Annotated in this window: 16 protein-coding genes and 1 riboswitch; of the genes, 14 read left to right on the forward strand and 2 right to left on the reverse strand. The window is 67.7% G+C overall.

What is annotated here, in order from left to right:
• The first annotated feature begins 281 nt into the window (after nt 1-281).
• From AC5Y5Z_RS22175 to AC5Y5Z_RS22220, 10 genes are all read left to right on the forward strand, one after another.
• On the forward strand, nt 282-1,550 hold the full coding sequence (locus tag AC5Y5Z_RS22175) for a PPE family protein (protein WP_499918908.1): 1,269 nt from the start codon (nt 282-284) through the stop codon (nt 1,548-1,550).
• Between the two features lie 87 nt (nt 1,551-1,637).
• Nucleotides 1,638-2,795, forward strand: a complete 1,158-nt coding sequence (locus AC5Y5Z_RS22180) for a PPE family protein (RefSeq protein WP_499927560.1) — start codon at nt 1,638-1,640, stop codon at nt 2,793-2,795.
• Nucleotides 2,796-2,904: 109 nt separating this feature from the next.
• Nucleotides 2,905-3,078, forward strand: a riboswitch (M-box (ykoK) riboswitch).
• 315 nt (nt 3,079-3,393) lie between these two features.
• Nucleotides 3,394-4,581, forward strand: a complete 1,188-nt coding sequence (locus AC5Y5Z_RS22185; protein ID WP_499927562.1) for a PPE family protein — start codon at nt 3,394-3,396, stop codon at nt 4,579-4,581.
• 616 nt (nt 4,582-5,197) lie between these two features.
• A complete protein-coding gene (locus tag AC5Y5Z_RS22190) occupies nt 5,198-6,436 on the forward strand; it encodes a PPE family protein (protein WP_499927564.1) in 1,239 nt (412 codons plus the stop codon).
• A gap of 20 nt (nt 6,437-6,456) precedes the next feature.
• Complete coding sequence (locus AC5Y5Z_RS22195; protein ID WP_499927566.1) at nt 6,457-7,797, forward strand: PPE family protein; 1,341 nt, start codon at nt 6,457-6,459, stop codon at nt 7,795-7,797.
• 17 nt (nt 7,798-7,814) lie between these two features.
• Entirely contained in the window at nt 7,815-8,141 is a 327-nt protein-coding gene (locus AC5Y5Z_RS22200; protein ID WP_499918916.1) for a DUF732 domain-containing protein, read from the forward strand.
• 274 nt (nt 8,142-8,415) lie between these two features.
• On the forward strand, nt 8,416-9,672 hold the full coding sequence (locus tag AC5Y5Z_RS22205; protein WP_463825418.1) for a PPE family protein: 1,257 nt from the start codon (nt 8,416-8,418) through the stop codon (nt 9,670-9,672).
• 14 nt (nt 9,673-9,686) lie between these two features.
• On the forward strand, nt 9,687-11,084 hold the full coding sequence (locus tag AC5Y5Z_RS22210; RefSeq protein ID WP_499927569.1) for a PPE family protein: 1,398 nt from the start codon (nt 9,687-9,689) through the stop codon (nt 11,082-11,084).
• Nucleotides 11,085-11,093: 9 nt separating this feature from the next.
• A complete protein-coding gene (locus AC5Y5Z_RS22215) occupies nt 11,094-11,429 on the forward strand; it encodes a DUF732 domain-containing protein (RefSeq protein ID WP_499927571.1) in 336 nt (111 codons plus the stop codon).
• A gap of 103 nt (nt 11,430-11,532) precedes the next feature.
• Nucleotides 11,533-12,273, forward strand: a complete 741-nt coding sequence (locus AC5Y5Z_RS22220) for an MgtC/SapB family protein (protein ID WP_463825421.1) — start codon at nt 11,533-11,535, stop codon at nt 12,271-12,273.
• On the opposite strand, the gene AC5Y5Z_RS22225 is transcribed toward AC5Y5Z_RS22220, so the two are convergent.
• Both AC5Y5Z_RS22225 and AC5Y5Z_RS22230 read right to left on the reverse strand, forming a co-directional pair.
• Nucleotides 12,274-13,458 (reverse strand): NAD(P)/FAD-dependent oxidoreductase, encoded by a 1,185-nt coding sequence (locus AC5Y5Z_RS22225; RefSeq protein ID WP_499927573.1) that lies wholly within the window; start codon nt 13,456-13,458, stop codon nt 12,274-12,276.
• Nucleotides 13,455-14,366: an alpha/beta hydrolase fold domain-containing protein gene (locus tag AC5Y5Z_RS22230; RefSeq protein WP_463825423.1), complete on the reverse strand. Its 912-nt coding sequence runs from the start codon at nt 14,364-14,366 to the stop codon at nt 13,455-13,457. Before AC5Y5Z_RS22230 ends, AC5Y5Z_RS22225 begins: the two co-directional genes overlap by 4 nt.
• 47 nt (nt 14,367-14,413) lie before the next feature.
• Here AC5Y5Z_RS22230 and AC5Y5Z_RS22235 point away from each other — a divergent pair, with 47 nt between their 5' ends.
• From AC5Y5Z_RS22235 to AC5Y5Z_RS22250, 4 genes are all read left to right on the forward strand, one after another.
• On the forward strand, nt 14,414-15,370 hold the full coding sequence (locus tag AC5Y5Z_RS22235; RefSeq protein WP_463825424.1) for a sterol desaturase family protein: 957 nt from the start codon (nt 14,414-14,416) through the stop codon (nt 15,368-15,370).
• Between the two features lie 94 nt (nt 15,371-15,464).
• Entirely contained in the window at nt 15,465-16,127 is a 663-nt protein-coding gene (locus tag AC5Y5Z_RS22240) for an Rv1815 family serine proteinase (RefSeq protein WP_499927576.1), read from the forward strand.
• Complete coding sequence (locus AC5Y5Z_RS22245) at nt 16,073-16,726, forward strand: TetR-like C-terminal domain-containing protein (protein ID WP_463825474.1); 654 nt, start codon at nt 16,073-16,075, stop codon at nt 16,724-16,726. The genes AC5Y5Z_RS22240 and AC5Y5Z_RS22245 overlap by 55 nt, the downstream gene beginning before the upstream one ends.
• A 111-nt stretch (nt 16,727-16,837) precedes the next feature.
• Nucleotides 16,838-17,335, forward strand: coding sequence for a VOC family protein (locus AC5Y5Z_RS22250; RefSeq protein ID WP_463825426.1), 498 nt, complete (start codon nt 16,838-16,840; stop codon nt 17,333-17,335).
• The last annotated feature ends 29 nt before the right edge of the window (nt 17,336-17,364 follow it).

Raw genomic sequence — 17,364 nt, forward strand, 5'->3', positions numbered from 1 at the left:
GCACTGATCTGTCGAATGCTGATTCCCCGTCGATGACCATTCCCCGATCCGGTCGCGGCGTCCGCAGTCTCCCGTTGGCGCGAGTACCCGACACACGGTGCGCAGCGAGTCGCACGCGCTATCGATCATCACCCGAAGCGGCCGGCGTCCGTAGCTGGGTCGGACCATTCTCAACAAGGAGAAAGTCCGATGCCCCATCCTGTGCCACGAATGATGCCGGAAGTTGGTTGTGCAGCAACGTCTTTCGCTAATATTCAGCAAGTCCGAGGGTGGTGACGGCAATGGATTACGGAGCGTTGCCACCCGAGATCAATTCCCTGCGCATGTACACCGGACCGGGTTCGGCACCGATGCTGGCCGCCGCCGCGGCCTGGGATCGGCTGGCAGCTGAACTTCGTGCCACCGCGGCCGGCTACGAGACGGCGATCTCGGTGCTGACCGGCGACGGCTGGCGGGGTCCGGCGGCGGCAGCCATGCAGGACGCGGTCATCCCGTACCTGACCTGGATGAGCCTCACCGGGCTGCAGGCCGAGCAGGCCGGTGCTCAGGCGGCGGCGGCCGCGGGCGCGTTCGAATCGGCATTTGCCGCAACCGTGCCGCCCGCGGTCGTCACGGCCAATCGCCAGCAGTTGGCGGTGCTGGTCGCGACCAATCTGCTCGGTCAGAACACGCCCGCGATCGCCGCTGTCGAGGCCGCGTACGGCGAGATGTGGGCCCAGGACGCGGCGGCCATGTACGGCTACGCCGTCGGGTCCGCGCTGGCGGCCACGCTGAGCTCGTTCACCCACCCGGCGCCCACCACCAACCCGGCCGGGCAGGCCCGGCAGGGCGAGGCCGTCACCCAGGCCGCCGCCAGTGCCGGAGCCAACCTCACGCAGACCGAGCTGCCGCAACTGATGTCGTCGGTGCCGTCGACGCTGCAAGGCCTCGCTGCACCGACGGCAGCGGCAACGGCCGAAGCCTTCCCCGGTGAGGATCTGCTGGTCAACCTGTTGAACTTCCTGGACGGAGCCGATGGGAACCCGTACGGCACCTTCCTGAACTCCAGCCTGGCGAACGGATTCATCTCAGCCGGGTATGTCAGCCCCGCGATCGTGGCCCCCGCGGCGTTTGCCGGCCTGGCCGACATCAACGCGGTGGTGCTGGGTGCAACGGAGTCCGACGTGCCAGGCATGGGCTCCGGTGAGGGCAACGCGTCCCCGATTCCGTCGCGGTCGCCGGCCAACCCCGCCAACCTGCCCCCGCTGCAGGACGCCGCCGACGTCTCGTTTGCCCGGGGCGGCGTGACGGCTGGCACGAACCAGTCGGCGTTGGTCGGACGTTTGTCGGTGCCCCAGACTTGGACAGCGGCGAGCGCGGTGGCCAATTACGCCGGTACCGCGGCGCCGGGCGGGGGTTGGACCAGCAACGCAGTGGTCCCAGCGGCGGCGGCCGGTCTGCCCGGCGCACCGGGGATGCCGCTACTCGGCATGTCCGGCAACAACTTCGGCAGTCCGCCGCGCTACGGATTCCGGCCGACGATCATGGGACGCCCACCGGCCGCTGGATGACAGGGGGGAGACAACCGCGATATCGCTGATCGGTTCCGCAACACCGGCGGTTACCGACGGACGGTCGGTTTGAAGGAGGTGCTGGCATTGGATTTTGGAGCCCTCCCCCCTGAAGTCAATTCGCTGCGCATGCACACCGGGCCGGGCTCGGCGCCCATGCTGGCCGCCATGACGGCCTGGGATGCGGTGGCCGACGAGCTGCGGTTGACCGCGACGGCGTACGAATCGGTGTTGTCCACATTGGTCGACGACGGCTGGCTGGGTCCGGCATCGACCGCCATGATGACCGCGGTCGCTCCGTTCCTGGACTGGCTGCGCGGCACCGGCGCGCAGGCCGAAGAGACGGCCAGTCACGCCGCAGCAGCTGCGGCGGCCTTCGAGGCCGCGTACTCGATGACGGTTCCCCCCGCCGTGGTCGCCGCGAACCGGGCACGACTGCTCGCGCTGGTGGCCACCAACTTTCTGGGTATCAACACCGCCGCGATTGCGGCCACCGAAGCCGAGTACGCCGAGATGTGGGTTCAGGACGCGACGGCGATGTACACCTACGCCGCCAGCGCGGCTGAGGCTGCCGCGCTGACACAGTTCGGCGAGCCGGCGCAGACCGCCGACCCGTCCGGTCCGGCCCACCAAGCCGCCGCGGTCGCGCGGGCGATGGCATCGGTACCGGCCACCCTGCAGGATCTCGCCGCGCCGGCGGCGGCCTCTCCGTTTGACGCACTTCCGCAGACAGGTCTGCTCGTCGATGTCCTGAACTTCCTGGATGGCAACGACGGCAACGCCGTCGGGGTCTTCTTGAACTCTTCCCTGTTCAACGGCGTCGTCTCCGCCGGATATACGGCGCCGGCACTGATCGTGCCCACGGTGACCGATGCCGTCGCCGACGTCAACGGGGTGGTCGAAGGGGCGGAGCCAGAGATCGCCGGCGCCGGTTCGGCCGAGGCCGCCGCGATGACGGCAACGACCGCGCCGTCCGGCGTGGGGGGAGTCGCCGCCGGCAGCACTCAGGCGTCCCTGGTGGGCCGCCTGTCTGTTCCGCCGAGCTGGGCGGCCGCCGTCGATGTAGCGAAGCCGTTCGGCGCAGTACCCGGCGCGGGCAGCACGGCGGCCGTTCCGGCATCCGCCGCGGGCGCACCCGGGATGCCCGCACTGCCTGCCGCCAACGCGTGCGCACGGAGTTGGGGCAACGGCCCCCGCTACGGTTCCCGATTGACAATCATGCCGCGACCGGTGGCTGCGGGATAACGCCGCCCAAAGAAAGTCCCGGCAATTCCCGCCTTTCGAATATCGGAATTCGAATTCGACGGGACGTCTGAGTTGACTCTGGTCGTCGCGAGTGCCATTATTGCCACTGCATGCACCTCGCTAGGTGAGGCGTCTGCACGGACACAGGCCACTGACCTCGAACGTCGAAAGACGCCCAGGGTCAGGACAGCTCTTCCCGGCTTAAGGGTTGAGCCCAAGTGGCTTCCAGCATTACTGCTGGATACGCCGTGTGGTGCCGAAGCTCTGTCGAGAGGGGTGCTGTGATCTGGTGGGCCGTCGTGCCCGCTGGACTCTCATCCCATGCGTCGTGCACCCGGCATCCCCGCATGCCACGACCCTGAGGAGGTGAGAGCGGAATGAGTCCCGACGATAGTCCGTATTCGAAATCGACGACCATTTCGTTTCGATCCGACCCGGGCACTGGCATCGCCGCCTGAATCGCATTCTGATAGCCGCAAACGGCGCTCGCTGATATCGCGAAGCGCGTATTAATTGCGCGCGGAAAAAGGCGTGGAATTGCGTTCTTGGCGACCCGGGTTTCGTGCCCCAGCAGGGGTGAACTCAAGGGGGACCACCGATGACCGCCGCACTGGACTTTGCCGCTCTGCCACCCGAAGTCAACTCCGCACGCATGTACGCCGGCGCCGGTGCCGCGCCGATGCTGGCTGCAGCTTCGGCATGGAACGGGTTGGCCGCCGAGCTGCGCGCCACCGCGCTGACCTACGAAGCTGTGCTGTCCGCGCTGGCCGGTGACGAATGGTTCGGGCCCGCGGCGGCCTCGATGGCTGCCGCCGCCACGCCGTACGTGGTGTGGCTCAACGCCACCGCCGTGCAGGCCGAGCAGACCGGGGCGCAGGCCGAGGCCGCGGTGACCGCCTACGCGACGGCATTCGCCGCGACAGTGCCACCGCCACTCGTCGCGGCCAACCGCACCCAGTTGGCCGCACTAATTGCGACGAACATCCTGGGCCAGAACACCCCGGCGATCGCGGCGACCGAAGCCGCGTACCTGGAGATGTGGGCCCAGGATGCCGCCGCGATGTACGGCTACGCCGGCGCCTCGGCGGCAGCCACCGAGCTGGACCAGTTCGTCGCGCCGCAGCAGATCACCAGCCCCAGCGGTCTCACGGCCCAGGCGGCCGCGGTCAGTCAGGCGGCTGACGCGTCCGCTCTCGGCCAGCACAGCGCTCTGTCGCAGCTGATGTCCGCCGTGCCGAGCGCACTGCAGGGGCTTTCCGGTGCCGACGGCGGCAGCGGCCTGGCCGACCTCGCGACCACCGCGCTCACCGGTTCCGGGACGTCGAGCTGGTCGGAGTTCATGGCCGCATGGGGCCCCAACGCGAACGTGTGGAACACGATCACCTCCACCGGTTTGTTCACCCCGGGCGCCACGATAGGAACCCTCTCCAGCTTGTTCGGCAGCGCAGCGATGACCGACGTGGCCGACGCCGCGCAGGTGCTGGTACCGAGCGCGGGCGGGGGCGCCGTGCCGCTGGAAACGCGCGGTCTCACCGCCCTCGGATCTGGCAGTTCCGGCGTGGTCGGCAAACTGTCCGTGCCCCCGGCCTGGGCTGCGGCCACCCCACCGCCCGGCGCCCTGCACTCCGCGCTTGGTGGCACCCCGATGGTCGCGCCGCCGCCGTCCGGCACGCCCGGTATGCCGGGGGTGCCGCTGGGCAACCTCGCGGGTCAACCCTTCGGCCGGGCTGTCCCGCAATACGGGTTCCGCCCCACGGTCGTGGCCCGCTCGCCCGCGGCCGGATAGCACGCGCAGCCACCTGACCAGGCAAAACAGCGCTCTCAGCGAACCGTCAGGTACGAGGCAGCCGGGTAGCAGGCATCAGGACGTACCGTGTGCCCTCGTGATGCGTACGTTTTTCCTCGAGTCAGAGAGAGCCTGCCGGGCGGTGTCCCCGGGTCGGACCGGCGGTGCCGCCGGGCCCCACCGCCGAAGACGGCCGCGCTTCGTCGACTCGACCTGACCCACTGCTTTCGCGGGCGGCGCACATGCTGCTGCTTCGCGCATCCATTTCAGTGAATTGCAAAGTTCGCCGACGGTATTCACAATGCCCGGCGCCATTGTTTTGAAATATTCAGATGATAACTTGTCAACCTATTGTGCATGGCTACGCCGTTGACCTTGGAGTTTGCTGTTAGTATTTAGACAATTCGCTGTATCACAGCAGTTCGGACGGTGGTGCGATAAGTTATTTACATCGCGCTTACCTACCGGGAACGTTGCGAAAATATGCCGCAACGAACATTCATCATATCGAGCGGGGGCTGGAGAAATGCGATTCGATTCTGGTAGAGCACATGGTCGGCAACTCAACAAAACCACGCGAAGGATCACTACTGGCGGATAAGGGGCGTATACGCGCATGGATTATGGGGCACTTCCGCCAGAGGTCAACTCTGGGCGCATGTATACCGGTCCCGGCGCGGGGCCGATGTTGGCAGCGGCAGCGGCATGGGACACGTTGGGGGCCGAATTGTATTCGACCGCAGTCGCTTACGCGTCCGCGATCGAGGGACTGGTAGCGGGCTCGTGGCAGGGACCGACCGCTATGACGATGGCCGCCGCGGCCGGTCCGTACGTGTCCTGGATTTCAGCCACCGCAGCTCGCGCCGATGAGGCGGCCGCACTGGCCAAGGCGGCGGCGATCGCTTACGAAACCGCTTTTGTGGCAACGGTTCCGCCGCCGGTGATCGCTGCGAATCGGGCGCAGCTGCTGGCGCTGATCGCCACCAACATCCTGGGCCAGAACACACCGGCTATCGCCGCCACGGAAGCCCAGTACCTGGAGATGTGGGCTCAGGATGCCGTGGCTATGTATGCCTACGCCGGCTCCTCGGCGGCCGCGACACAGCTCACCCCGTTCACCGAACCACCGCCGACCACGACCGCCTCGGGCGCAGCCGCGCCGGCGGCCGCCCAGCTGCTCGCATCTGTCCCGAATGCGTTGCAGGGCATGACATCAACTCTTGCGGCTGCACCGACGACAGGCTCGACCTCGTTGTTGCCCGGACTCGCCTTGCCGCAACTGGCATCCGTGTCGTTGCCGTCGGGCCTGGCGACCGAGGTGGCGAACTGGAACACCACCATGGCAGCCCTGACCGGACCGTTCTCGTTGCAGGGCTGGTCGTCGATCCCGGGCGGCCCGTTCCTGTCGTTCGGGCAGGTTTATGCCTACGCCCAGAACGGGCAGGGGCTGCAGGCGTTCGCCACCCCCGCACCACCGGTGACCGGCGCACTGGCCCCGATCGCCGAGTCGCTCACCCCTCATCTGACTTCGTCCGGGGGAGCGGCGACGGCGACTATGGGCCGCGCTGCACTGGTGGGCACCCTGTCGGTGCCCCAGGGCTGGACGGTGGCGGCTCCGGCCGTCCGGACAGTTGCCGCGACACTGTCCACCAATGTGGCCGCCGTACCGGCTGCCACGTCCGCCGGGGAGGCCGGTGTTTTCGGCCAGATGGCGCTGTCCAGCCTGGCCGGGCGGGCCCTCGGTGCCACCGCCACGGGTGCCGGTGGCGGCAGCAGTTCGCTGGGCGGTGTCGTCACCGCGGCCGACCCGGCCGCAGCGATGATCTTCGTGCTTCCACCGCTCGAGGGTGCCTAGTCCAGGTAGGGGGAGAAAGAGTGTTCTACGCAGCGTTTCCGCCGGAGGTCAACTCGGGCCGGATGTACAGCGGGGCGGGATCGGGGCCGCTGCTGGCCGCCGCCGCGGCCTGGAACGGGCTGGCCAGCGAGCTACACGCCACCGCCGCGTCCTATGCCGCACTGATCGCCGGCCTGACCAGCGCACCCTGGGTAGGACCCTCGGCCCAGGCGATGACCGCGGCAGCGACACCGTACGTGGCCTGGATGAGCGAGACCGCTGCCCAGGCCGCCCAGGCCGCCAGCCAGGCCAACGCCGCGGTCGCCGCCTACGAGACGGCGTTCGCCGGGCACGTACCACCGGCGCAGATCGCGGCCAACCGCAGCCAGTTGGCGTCGCTGGTGGCCACGAACATCGTTGGGCAGAACTCCGCCGCAATCGCGGCTCTGGAAGCCCAGTACGGCGAAATGTGGACACAAGACGCCGTCGCGATGGACAGTTACGCCGCCTCATCGGCAGCCGCAAGCGAGGTGACGCCGTTCACCGAACCTCCCCAGGTGGTCAACGCGCTCACCCAGACGATTCTGTCGGCGGCGCAACCGCTCTCGCAGCCGCTGCAGACCCTGGTGAACTTGAGCACCGACTACACCGCCACCGTGACCGGACTGCTCAACGGACTGTTCGGGTCCAGCGGCGCATCGACATTCACCGCCCTGTATTCCGCGGTCAAGGTCCCCCTCGGTTTCACCACCCAGTTCAACGACATCGGCCTGTTGATCAACCTCCCCGCATCGCAGTTCCTCAAGTTCGCCGCGAAGCCGACGTCCGCGCTCGGCGGGCTGCCCAAGGACGCATTGGGCGGGGGACTCACCCCGCACTGGGGTCACGGCTGGCTGACCAGCGCGGTGTCGCCAACTCCCACAGCGCATTTGGGTCGAGGCACGCTGGTCGGTGCGCTCACCGTGCCACCGAGTTGGACCGCCAACACCCCGGCCATCCGGACTGTCGCCGCAGCGTTGTCGGCAGCCGGCAACGAAGCGGTGCCCGCGGCCGAACTCGGGCAGGGCGGCCTGTTGAGTTCGATGTCATCAGCGGGCATGGCCGGCAGCGCACTCGGTGCCGGTGCCCCCGGCTCGGTGACCGGTGCGCGAAGCCGCCTCACCCCGGTCAAAGACCTGAAGGATCTCAGGTCACCGGAGCTGCTCAAGCGGATGGTTGCGCAGATATCGGACCGGCCCGACAGCGTGCAGCACCACACCGTCGACCAGCAGGGCCTGGACAGCCTGCTCGAACAGTTGGCGAAGAAACCCGGCATCCATGCCGTGCACCTCACCAATGGCGACAAACCCCAGGTTGTTCCGGCGGATGCCCATTTGGGCTGAGGGAGAGGAAATTCTGCATGTTCAGATGGCTGCTGACGCTGACCTGCGCGGGTGTCATGATCGGTTGCGCCGCACCGGCGAACGGCGATCCGGGCAATGGGCCGGATGCCGCCGACGCAGGTTTTCTGGCCGCGTTGCGCACCGCTGACATCGGTTACAGCAACTCCGATCAGGCCATCGGGTCGGCCCGGGCCGTGTGTACCTGTCTGGACAACGGCGAATCTGGTTTCGAGTTGGTGAACGACATCAAAAAGCGCAATGCGGGATTTACGTTGGACGCCGCCGCCGAATTCGCGGTCATTTCAGCGAAATTCTACTGTCCGCAGCAACTGGCCAAGAGCTGACAGCTACCGACGCTGCAAATGTATTAGCTGCCGACCGTATCCGGTCGCTCTTTCATTCACGCCGTACGACATCGATCGTCGTACGATTTCCTGATCTGTGTGAACTTTCCCGAATATATTCGGCACCCGGTTGCTCGGGTTAAACCCGAGGTCACCCGAGGAGCCACGCACATCGGGATTTCTAGTGAGTTCTGTATGAGTCCGGCAGGACTCGCCGACGGGACCCTGGTGGCGTGACTACCATGGCGGCGACAGAGGGACCGGAGGGGAAGAAATGGACTTCGGGGCGCTGCCACCAGAATTCAACTCTGGACGAATGTACACGGGGGCGGGATCCGGGCCGATGCTGGCCGCTGCGGCGGCCTGGGACGCATTGGCCGCAGAGTTGCATTACACCGCGGCGTCGTACCGATCGACGATCGACGGTTTGGCCGTCGGCTCCTGGCACGGTCCGGCGGCGATGTCGATGTCGGCAGCGGCGACACCGTATATGGCCTGGATGGCCGCCACCGCGACACAGGCGGAACAGGCGGGCACCCAGGCGAAGCTTGCCGCCGCGGCCTACGAGACAGCGTTCGCGGCGACGGTGCCGCCACCGGTGATCGAGGCCAACCGCGCATTGCTGATGACCCTGGTGGCTACCAACATTCTCGGACAGAACACAGCCGCCATCGCAGCCACCGAAGCGCAGTATATGGAGATGTGGGCGCAGGACGCCGCCGCCATGTACGCCTATGCGGCGTCCTCAGCGGCCGCGACCGTGCTGACTCCGTTCGAGCCGCCGCCCGAGACCACCAACGTGGCGGGGACGGCCGATCAAGCGGCGGCAGTCACGCAAGCCGCGGGCACCGCAGCCGCCACGGACATTCAGTCGCAGCTGTCGCAGCTGTTGAATCTCTTCCCGAACATGCTGCAGGGTTTGGCCACCACCACGGCCGCCGCCCCGGCGGCGACGACACCGGTCGGCAACGTCATCGAAGCCCTCTACCCGTACGCCGCAGCTATCCGCCCCTTCTTTGCTGCCGTCACCGGCGCATACAGCCCGATCATTCCTTTCGTCCTCGGTGGCGGCTGGTGGTTGTTCGGCCTGCAGATCCTCGGTCTGTCGCAGAACGCACCCGGGGTGGCGTCCCTGTTGAACAGCGGCGGCAAGCCGCTGGCCGGTCTGTCGCCGCTACGAGCCGGGTACGTGGCGTCCGCTGCGCCGGCGGGCGGGGTGGCCGGCGCGATGGGGAACTCCACGCTGGTCGGGTCGTTGTCGGTGCCGCAAGGCTGGGTGACCGAGGCGCCGGTGCTCCGGGCTATGACGTCCGTGCTGCCGGGGGCGACTCCGGAAGCACTCGCCGCGGTCCCGGCGGCGGCCGAAGGCGGCCTGTTCGGCGAGATGGCGATGGCCAGCCTGGCCGGACGCGCCCTGGCCGGGGCCACCGTGCGCACCGTCGGCAGCGGCACCGCGGGCGCCACCGGCGGCGTGGCCGCGGCCGAAGACGTCGCGACCACGGCGACCATCATCGTGATACCGGCGGACTGAGAGAGGCGGGACTGATGAGTTTCGCGGTACGACCACCGGAGATCATCTCCGCGATGATGTATGCCGGACCGGGCGCGGGTCCGATGATCGCCGCAGCCACGGCCTGGGACACCTTGGCCACCGAACTGCAGGCCACGGCATCCTCCTACGGTCTGGTCGTCGACGGCCTGGCCAACGAAACCTGGACCGGGCCCTCGGCGGCCGCGATGGCCGCAGCGGCCGCACCCTACGTGAGCTGGATGTCGGCCACCGCCGCGCAGGCCAAGGAGGCGGGCGACCAGGCCAAGGCGGCAGTGAGCGCGTATGAGACGGCCTTCGCTGCGGTGGTACCGCCGGCGGAGATCGCGCTCAACCGCAGCCAGCTGGCGCTGCTGCTGGCCACCAACATATTCGGGCAGAACACCGCGGCGATCGCTGCCCTCGAAGCCCAGTATGCGGAAATGTGGGCGCAGGACATCGCGGCGATGTTCGGCTACGCCACGGCGTCCGCGGCCGCCGCCAGGCTGACGCCCTACACCGAACCACCGCAGGTCACCAACGTGGCCGGGCTGGGCACTCAACAGAGCGCCGTCGGGCAGGCCGGCGCTTTGGCCGCGGGCACCAGGGCAGCCACCGCGGCAGCGACTGCCGCACCGACGGCGGCACCGGTCTTCCCGTTCGACGTCGTGCTACAGGCGTTGCAGGCCCTCGGCGGGGCCAGCACCTCCTACATGCAGGCCATGGGTGAGGTGCTCAACGCGCTGGGCGGTACCCCGCTGGCCGGCCCGACCTGGGAGCTGACTTTCGGGATCTTCGCCGACATCGGCCGGTTCAGCACCGTGGCCAACGACATCATGAGCGTGCCCAACCTGGGCATGACGGAGTTCAAACTGTTCTGGAAGCCGCCGCTCGATGAGATCCCGAAGTCCGCGCTGGGAGCCGGGTTGGGGATGTCGCCGACGGCGGGTCTGACCAACGCGGTGTCGGCGGGTACCGGTGAAGCCAACGTGGTGGGCAAATTGTCGGTGCCACCGAGTTGGGCGTCGGCTACCCCGGCGATCCGGATGGTCTCCAATGCATTGCCGGTCACCAGCATGGCCGCGGCTCCGGCGGCAGCGATCCCCGCCGACCTGATCAACCAAATGGCCTTGGGAAGTCTCACCGGCGGGGCAGCCGGCACCGTCGGCGCCCAAGTGTTGAGCGGCAGCGGTGCCCGCGCCCGCGCCAACGGCGGGAAAGGCCCGGTCGAGCCGGTGAAGCTGGACAGTGTGATCGCGAAACTGCAGCAGGAACCGGAAGCGGTCCAACACTGGAACGTCGACAAGGCCGGGCTGGACGGCCTGCTCGAGAAACTGTCGAAGAAACCCGGCATCCACGCCGTGCACGTGTCCAGCGGCGACAAGCCGAAAATCATGCTGCCCGATGCGCAGTAGGGTTCGGCGATGATCCGCCTGCGAGTACTGGCAGCCGCGGTGGGTGCGGTCGCGATGCTCGGTCCCGCGGTCCCCGCGCACGGCGACCCCGGCGGTGATGACGCCGCGTTTCTGTCCGCGCTGGCCAACGCCGGCATCACGGTTTCCAACCCAGGTCAGGCGATTGCCTCCGCGCAGGCCGTATGCGGGTTGATGCGCAACGGCGAAACAGGTCTGCAGGTGCTGACCGACGTGAAGAACCAAAATCCCGCATTGACCCTGGACGGGGCGGCATTGTTCACCGCGATCGCGTCGAACACGTACTGCCCCGAGCACCTGGGGCAACCCGAGGGTGGTTATTTCTGATCTGACCGCCCGGCGAGGGCCCGTTAGCCTGTCCTCCACCTGGTGTTAACCCGAATCTGATTGGCTGCCGTAGCCCGTTGGTCCAGGGAGAGGGGGTGGCGCGGTGCAGACGCTGAGCACTGCCGAGTTCGCACTGCGCCTCTGCGTCGGAGTCGGATGCGGCGCGCTCATCGGCCTGGAACGCCAGTGGCGGGCCCGGATGGCGGGTCTGCGCACCAACGCGCTGGTCGCGACCGGTGCCACCTTGTTCGTGCTGTACGCCGCCGCCACCGAGGACAGCAGCCCCACCCGGGTGGCGTCCTATGTGGTGTCCGGTATCGGCTTCCTCGGCGGCGGGGTCATCCTGCGCGAGGGCTTCAACGTCCGTGGGCTCAACACCGCAGCCACCCTGTGGTGTTCTGCGGCGGTCGGGGTCCTGGCGGCGTCCGGACACCTGGCGTTCGCGCTGATCGCCACCGGCACCGTCGTCGGCATCCACCTGCTGGGGCGGCCGCTGGGCCGGATCATCGATCACGACAATTCCGGTGAAGAGGACGAGAGCCTGGAGCCCTACCAGGTTCAGGTGATCTGCCGGCCCAAGTCCGCGAAGTACGCCCGCGCCCAGATCGTGCAGCACACCAGCGGCAACGACATCATCCTGCGCGGCATCCACACCGGACAAGCCGGCTTCGACCACGGAAACGACAACATCGCGCTCACCGCGCATGTACTGGTCGACGGTCACTCGCCGGCCAAGCTGGAGCGACTGGTCGGCGAGTTGTCCCTGCAACCTGGCGTCTACGCCGTGCACTGGTACGCCGGCGAGCCGAGCAGTCCGATCCTGCCCGACCCGCAGTCCGACTGATCAGGGCCGGGCCTGCAGTTCAGGTGCGGCGGCGGCCAGCAGATCGGCGCGGTCGGCGGACAGCGGCGGATAGATGCGTCGGCCGTTGATCGTTTGCTTGGTCGCTTTGGCCGCCGCGCCTTGAGCCACCACCATGCGGTCCCAGCCTTCGGTGTACACCGCGCCGGCAGGTCCCAGGTCGAGCACAGTGACATACCACGGGATCCGCAGCGTCAGCAGCGGCGCACCGAACAAGTCGCTGATCACGTTGTAGCCGGCATAACGGCCCATCGGGCGGCCGTGCTGACACGACATGACCGACAGATGCTCGTCGTCCAGCCGCGCGGCCGCCACGTCGCCGGCGGCGAATATCGACGGCACGCCGATCACCCGCAGGTGGTCATCCACCGGCACCCGGCCCAGCCGGTCGCGGGCCACCGGTAGCTGTTCGGTCAGCGGGCTGGCGCGCATGCCCGCACACCACACCAGGGCGACGGCGTCGATCCGCTCGCCCGACGACAACGTCACCCCGTCCGGATCGACCCCGGCGACGCTGACCGCGGTCCTCACCTCAACCCCGTTGTCCGACAGCGCTGCCAGGATCACCGGTCGCGCTGACGCACCCATGTCCGAGCCGACCTCCGTGTGGTCGATCAGCACCACCCGCGGTGTCAACCCCAGCGCACGCAACCGTTCGGGTAACTCACAGGCGGTCTCGATACCGGTCAGTCCCGCCCCGACTACGACCACCGTCGCCGACCCAGCGGCCGGCAGCCGATCGGCGACCTCGCGCAACCGCCGTTCCAATCGCAACGCGGCGTCGTAGGTGTCGATGTCGAAGCCGAATCGGCGCAGCCCGGGCAGGTCGGGTCTACTGAGCCGACTGCCCGCGGCCAGCACCAGACGGTCGTAGGGATAGGTCGTGCCGGCCGCGGTGGTCACGGTGCGGGCGTCGGCGTCGATCCCGGTCACCTCGGCGGTGACGTGTCCGACACCGACCGGATCGAGCAAGTCGGCAAGCGGCAGCCGACAGGCGCTCAGGTCCGCCTCGTAGTTACGCACCCTGATGTCGTGAAACGGCTTGGCGCTCAACACCGTGACGTCCACGGTTCCCGGCGCGACGCCGAGTTCGTCGAGCCGACGCGCGGCGCCCAGTGCGGCCCACAGCCCCGCGAACCCGGAGCCGATCACCACGACGCGGCTCAACCGGACAACACCGTACGAATCTGGCCGAGCGTCGCTTTCGCCTTGGGTCCCGGCAGCAACATCCAGGTATGCATGCCTCCCTCGAGCTCGTACCAGCCGATGTCGAGGCCTTCGCTGCTCGCCCGCCGGCGAAACGCACGCGCGTCCGGGTTGAGCACGTCATGAGTGCCGGTGAACACCGTCAGGCGCGGCAGCCCGTCCAGGGGTCCGATGCTCGGGCTGAGCAAGGGGTGGTCCAGCGGGTCCCCGCCCGCATAGCGGATACCGGCCGCCCGCAGGTCGTCGAGATTGAGAAACGGATCGATCTTGGCGACCTTGAGCACCTCGGGGTCCGGTAGTCCGAGGTGCATCCAGGGGGAGAGCAGCAGCGCGTCGGTGGGCTGGGGGAGTCCGGCGTCGCGCACCGCGTGGCACAACGCGAAGGCCATCCCACCGCCGGCTGAATCGCCCATGAAAGCAATCGATTTCGGATCGTGCGTGTCCAGTACCTGCCGGTAGACCTGCAACAGGAACGGAAAGACCTGGCGGTAACTGTGTTCGGGGGCGATCGGGTAGATCGGCACCACCAGGGTGCGGCGCAGCACGTGCGCCAGCCGGGCGATGGCGGGCCAGTGGAAGTGCGGCAGCAGATCCAGCACGTAGGCGCCACCGTGCAGGTAGAGCACGTGGCCGGTCAGTTCGCCGGCGTCGACGTGGCGCGGGGTGACTTGATACACCGGGCGGCCGTTGAGGTCGGTGCGGACCACGTCGATCTTCTTCAGTACCAGCGACGAGGGCCGGCCGCAGTAGGGCGGGCGCGGATGCGCGGCCCAGTGTTCGAGTTTGGCCGGCGGAAACATCCGGTTGCGCACGCCGGACGCGCGCAGCAGCCGCTGGGTGACGTGCGGTTTCCGGATCGGGCGGATCATCTCGTCTTCGGTTCGTCAATCGGCACGGGTTCAGTAATCTGTCCAGTGTGAATGGTGTCACGGACTTTTTCGCCGGCCTTCCCGCCGAGCTACGGGATCCGGTGCTGTTCGCCATTCCGTTTTTCCTGCTGCTGCTGACGCTGGAGTGGACGGCGGCGCGCAAACTCGAGAAATTTGACGCGGCGGCCGGCACCGGGGACCCGGGGCATGCCAGGCCGGCGTCAGGTGCCTACCTCGCTCGCGATTCGATGGCCAGCATCTCGATGGGCCTGGTGTCGATCGCGACCACGGCGGCCTGGAAAGCGTTGGCGCTGTTCGGATACGCCGCGTTGTATGCCTATGTCGCACCATGGCACCTCCCTGCGACCAAGTGGTACACGTGGGTCGTCGCGTTCCTGGGTGTCGACCTGCTCTACTACGCCTATCACCGCGCCGCCCACCGTATTCGGCTGATCTGGGCTACCCACCAGGCTCATCACTCAAGCGAATTCTTCAACTTCGCCACCGCGCTGCGCCAGAAGTGGAACAACAGCGGCGAGATTCTGATGTGGGTGCCGCTGCCGCTGCTGGGCGTGCCGCCGTGGCTGATCTTCTTCAGCTGGTCGCTGAACCTGATCTACCAATTCTGGGTGCACACCGAGCGCATCGACAAACTGCCCCGGTGGTTCGAGTTCATCTTCAACACGCCGTCGCACCACCGGGTGCATCACGGCATGGACCAGCCGTACCTGGACAAGAATTACGGCGGCATCTTCATCGTCTGGGACCGGCTATTCGGCAGCTTCCAGCAGGAACTGTTCCGGCCCCACTACGGGCTGACCAAGCCGGTCGGCACCTTCAACATCTGGAAACTGCAGACCCGCGAATACGTGGCGATCGCTCGGGACCTGCGCTCGGCGCGGGGGCTGCGCGCCCGCCTGGGATATGTTTTCGGCCCGCCCGGTTGGACGCCGCGCGAGAGGCGGCAGACCGCGGACGCCACCCCGCTGGCCAGCGCTCGGTAACGCTGCAGCCCGTCCGCGCGAAAGCCTTAATGTTGACGTTATAGCGCCGTGACCTGATGGACGGCGTGTCGATCACGACGGATGGGAGGCCTTCGTGGGCCGCACACTAGCGCGGGCAGTCCTCGCGTCGATGATGTCCGCGGCAGCGGCCTTCGGGCTGTCGCCGGCCACCGCCAGCGCCGACCCGCCGCTGGTGTTCCCGGGAATGGAAATCCATCAGGACAATCGCGTCTGCACGCTTGGGTTCGTCGACATCGCCCGGCGCATGGCGTTCAGCGCCGGGCACTGCCGCGGCGGCGGGTCGGTTTACGACGGCAACAACAACCTGATCGGTCACGTGGTGGCGTCGCGGGACAACACCCCGACCGGGTCGACGGTGGCCACCGATCAGCCCATCGACGACTACGAGGCGATCGCGCTGGCCAACGGCGTCACCATGAGCAACATTCTGCCCGGCGGCCGCGGCCTGGTGTCCACCGGCGCGGCACCGGCCCCGGGACAGGCCGTCTGCCACTTCGGTGTGACCACCGGCGAAACCTGCGGCACCGTGGAAAGCGTCAACAACGGCTGGTTCACCATGTCGCACGGTGTGCAGACCCAACAGGGCGATTCCGGCGGGCCGGTGTACCTGACCAACGGCTCCGCAGGTCAGATCATCGGGATCTTCAACAGTATCTGGGGCGATCTGCCGGCCGCGGTGTCCTGGCAGAGCGCCTCCGAGCAGGCCCGCCACGACCTGGGGGCCGGCGCGAGCTAGCGGCACGAGCTCGGCCCGAACGCGGGCGCAGGGCGATCGTGTCAGACTTGACCGTGGGCACACGCCAGGACTCGCCGGAGGACATCGAGGCCGCGGTCATCGATGCCTATGCCGACCTCGCCGACCAGGTGGACCGGGCACGAGACGGGGCCGGCGGCGAATCGTGGAGCCACGAGGTGATCGCGATGGCTCACGCCATGCGCGAGTGGGCGGTGGCGCACCCCGCCCGGTGGGGACTGCTCTACGGCAGTCCAGAGCCCGGCTTTCCCGCGCCCGAAGATCGTGCCCGACCGATCGGCACCCGCATCGTGGCGTCGTTCCTCGATGCCGTCGCCGCCGGGATCACGACCGGTGACATCGTGCTCGTCGACAGCCACGCGCCGCAACCGACATCCTCCGACTTCCGGCGGCTGCGCGACGTGTACGCCTTCCCCGGTGACGACCACGTCGTCGGCAAGTGCTTCCTGCTGTTCGCCGGCGTGGTGGGAGCGATCAGCCTCGAGGTGTTCGGAAAGTACGGCACCGACACCCTCGGCGATGCTGCGACGGTTTTCGACACCCAGGTGCGCCTGCTGGTCGAGGTTCTGGCCCGACACTGAGCATCAACTAGAACACGTTCACCGCCGTGTCCGCGCCCGCGGCGCGGCGGACACGGCAAAGTGCTCACCAGCAGTCCTGGCCGGCGCGCGACTGGGATATTCTGCGAGACGATGAACCTCCTCGTTCAGTCGCCCATTCAAATCGCCTGGGTGGCGGCGGATCTCGGCACCACCGAAACCGCTCTCACCGGCCTGTTAGGTGTTCGCAAGTGGGTGCGGATCCCAGAGGTGCACTTCGGTCCCGAGACGTGCACGTACCGCGGCGAGCCGGCGGATTTCGTCGCGAATATCGCCCTGAGCTACCTCGGAGACATGCAGCTGGAGCTGATCGAGCCGGTCCGCGGGGAGAATATCTATAGTGACTTTCTGCGGGACCACGGCCCCGGTCTGCACCACATCTGCGTGGCGGCCGAAACACTCGCGAAGTTCGACGCGGCCCTCGCCGATGCCGCGACCCGGGGTGCGACGGTCGTGCAACAGGGCGTGATGCCCGGCGGAATGCATTTCGCCTACGTGTCGGCGCCGCAGGCGGGCGTGCCGTTCGTGGAGATCGCCTACCTGTCCGACGAGATCAAAGCGTTCTACGACTACCTGAAACGGGAGCAGTGATGAGCCGCTCCGACGACGTGCGCAACAAC

It is taken from the genome of Mycobacterium sp. NGS29 (genome assembly GCF_059812965.1).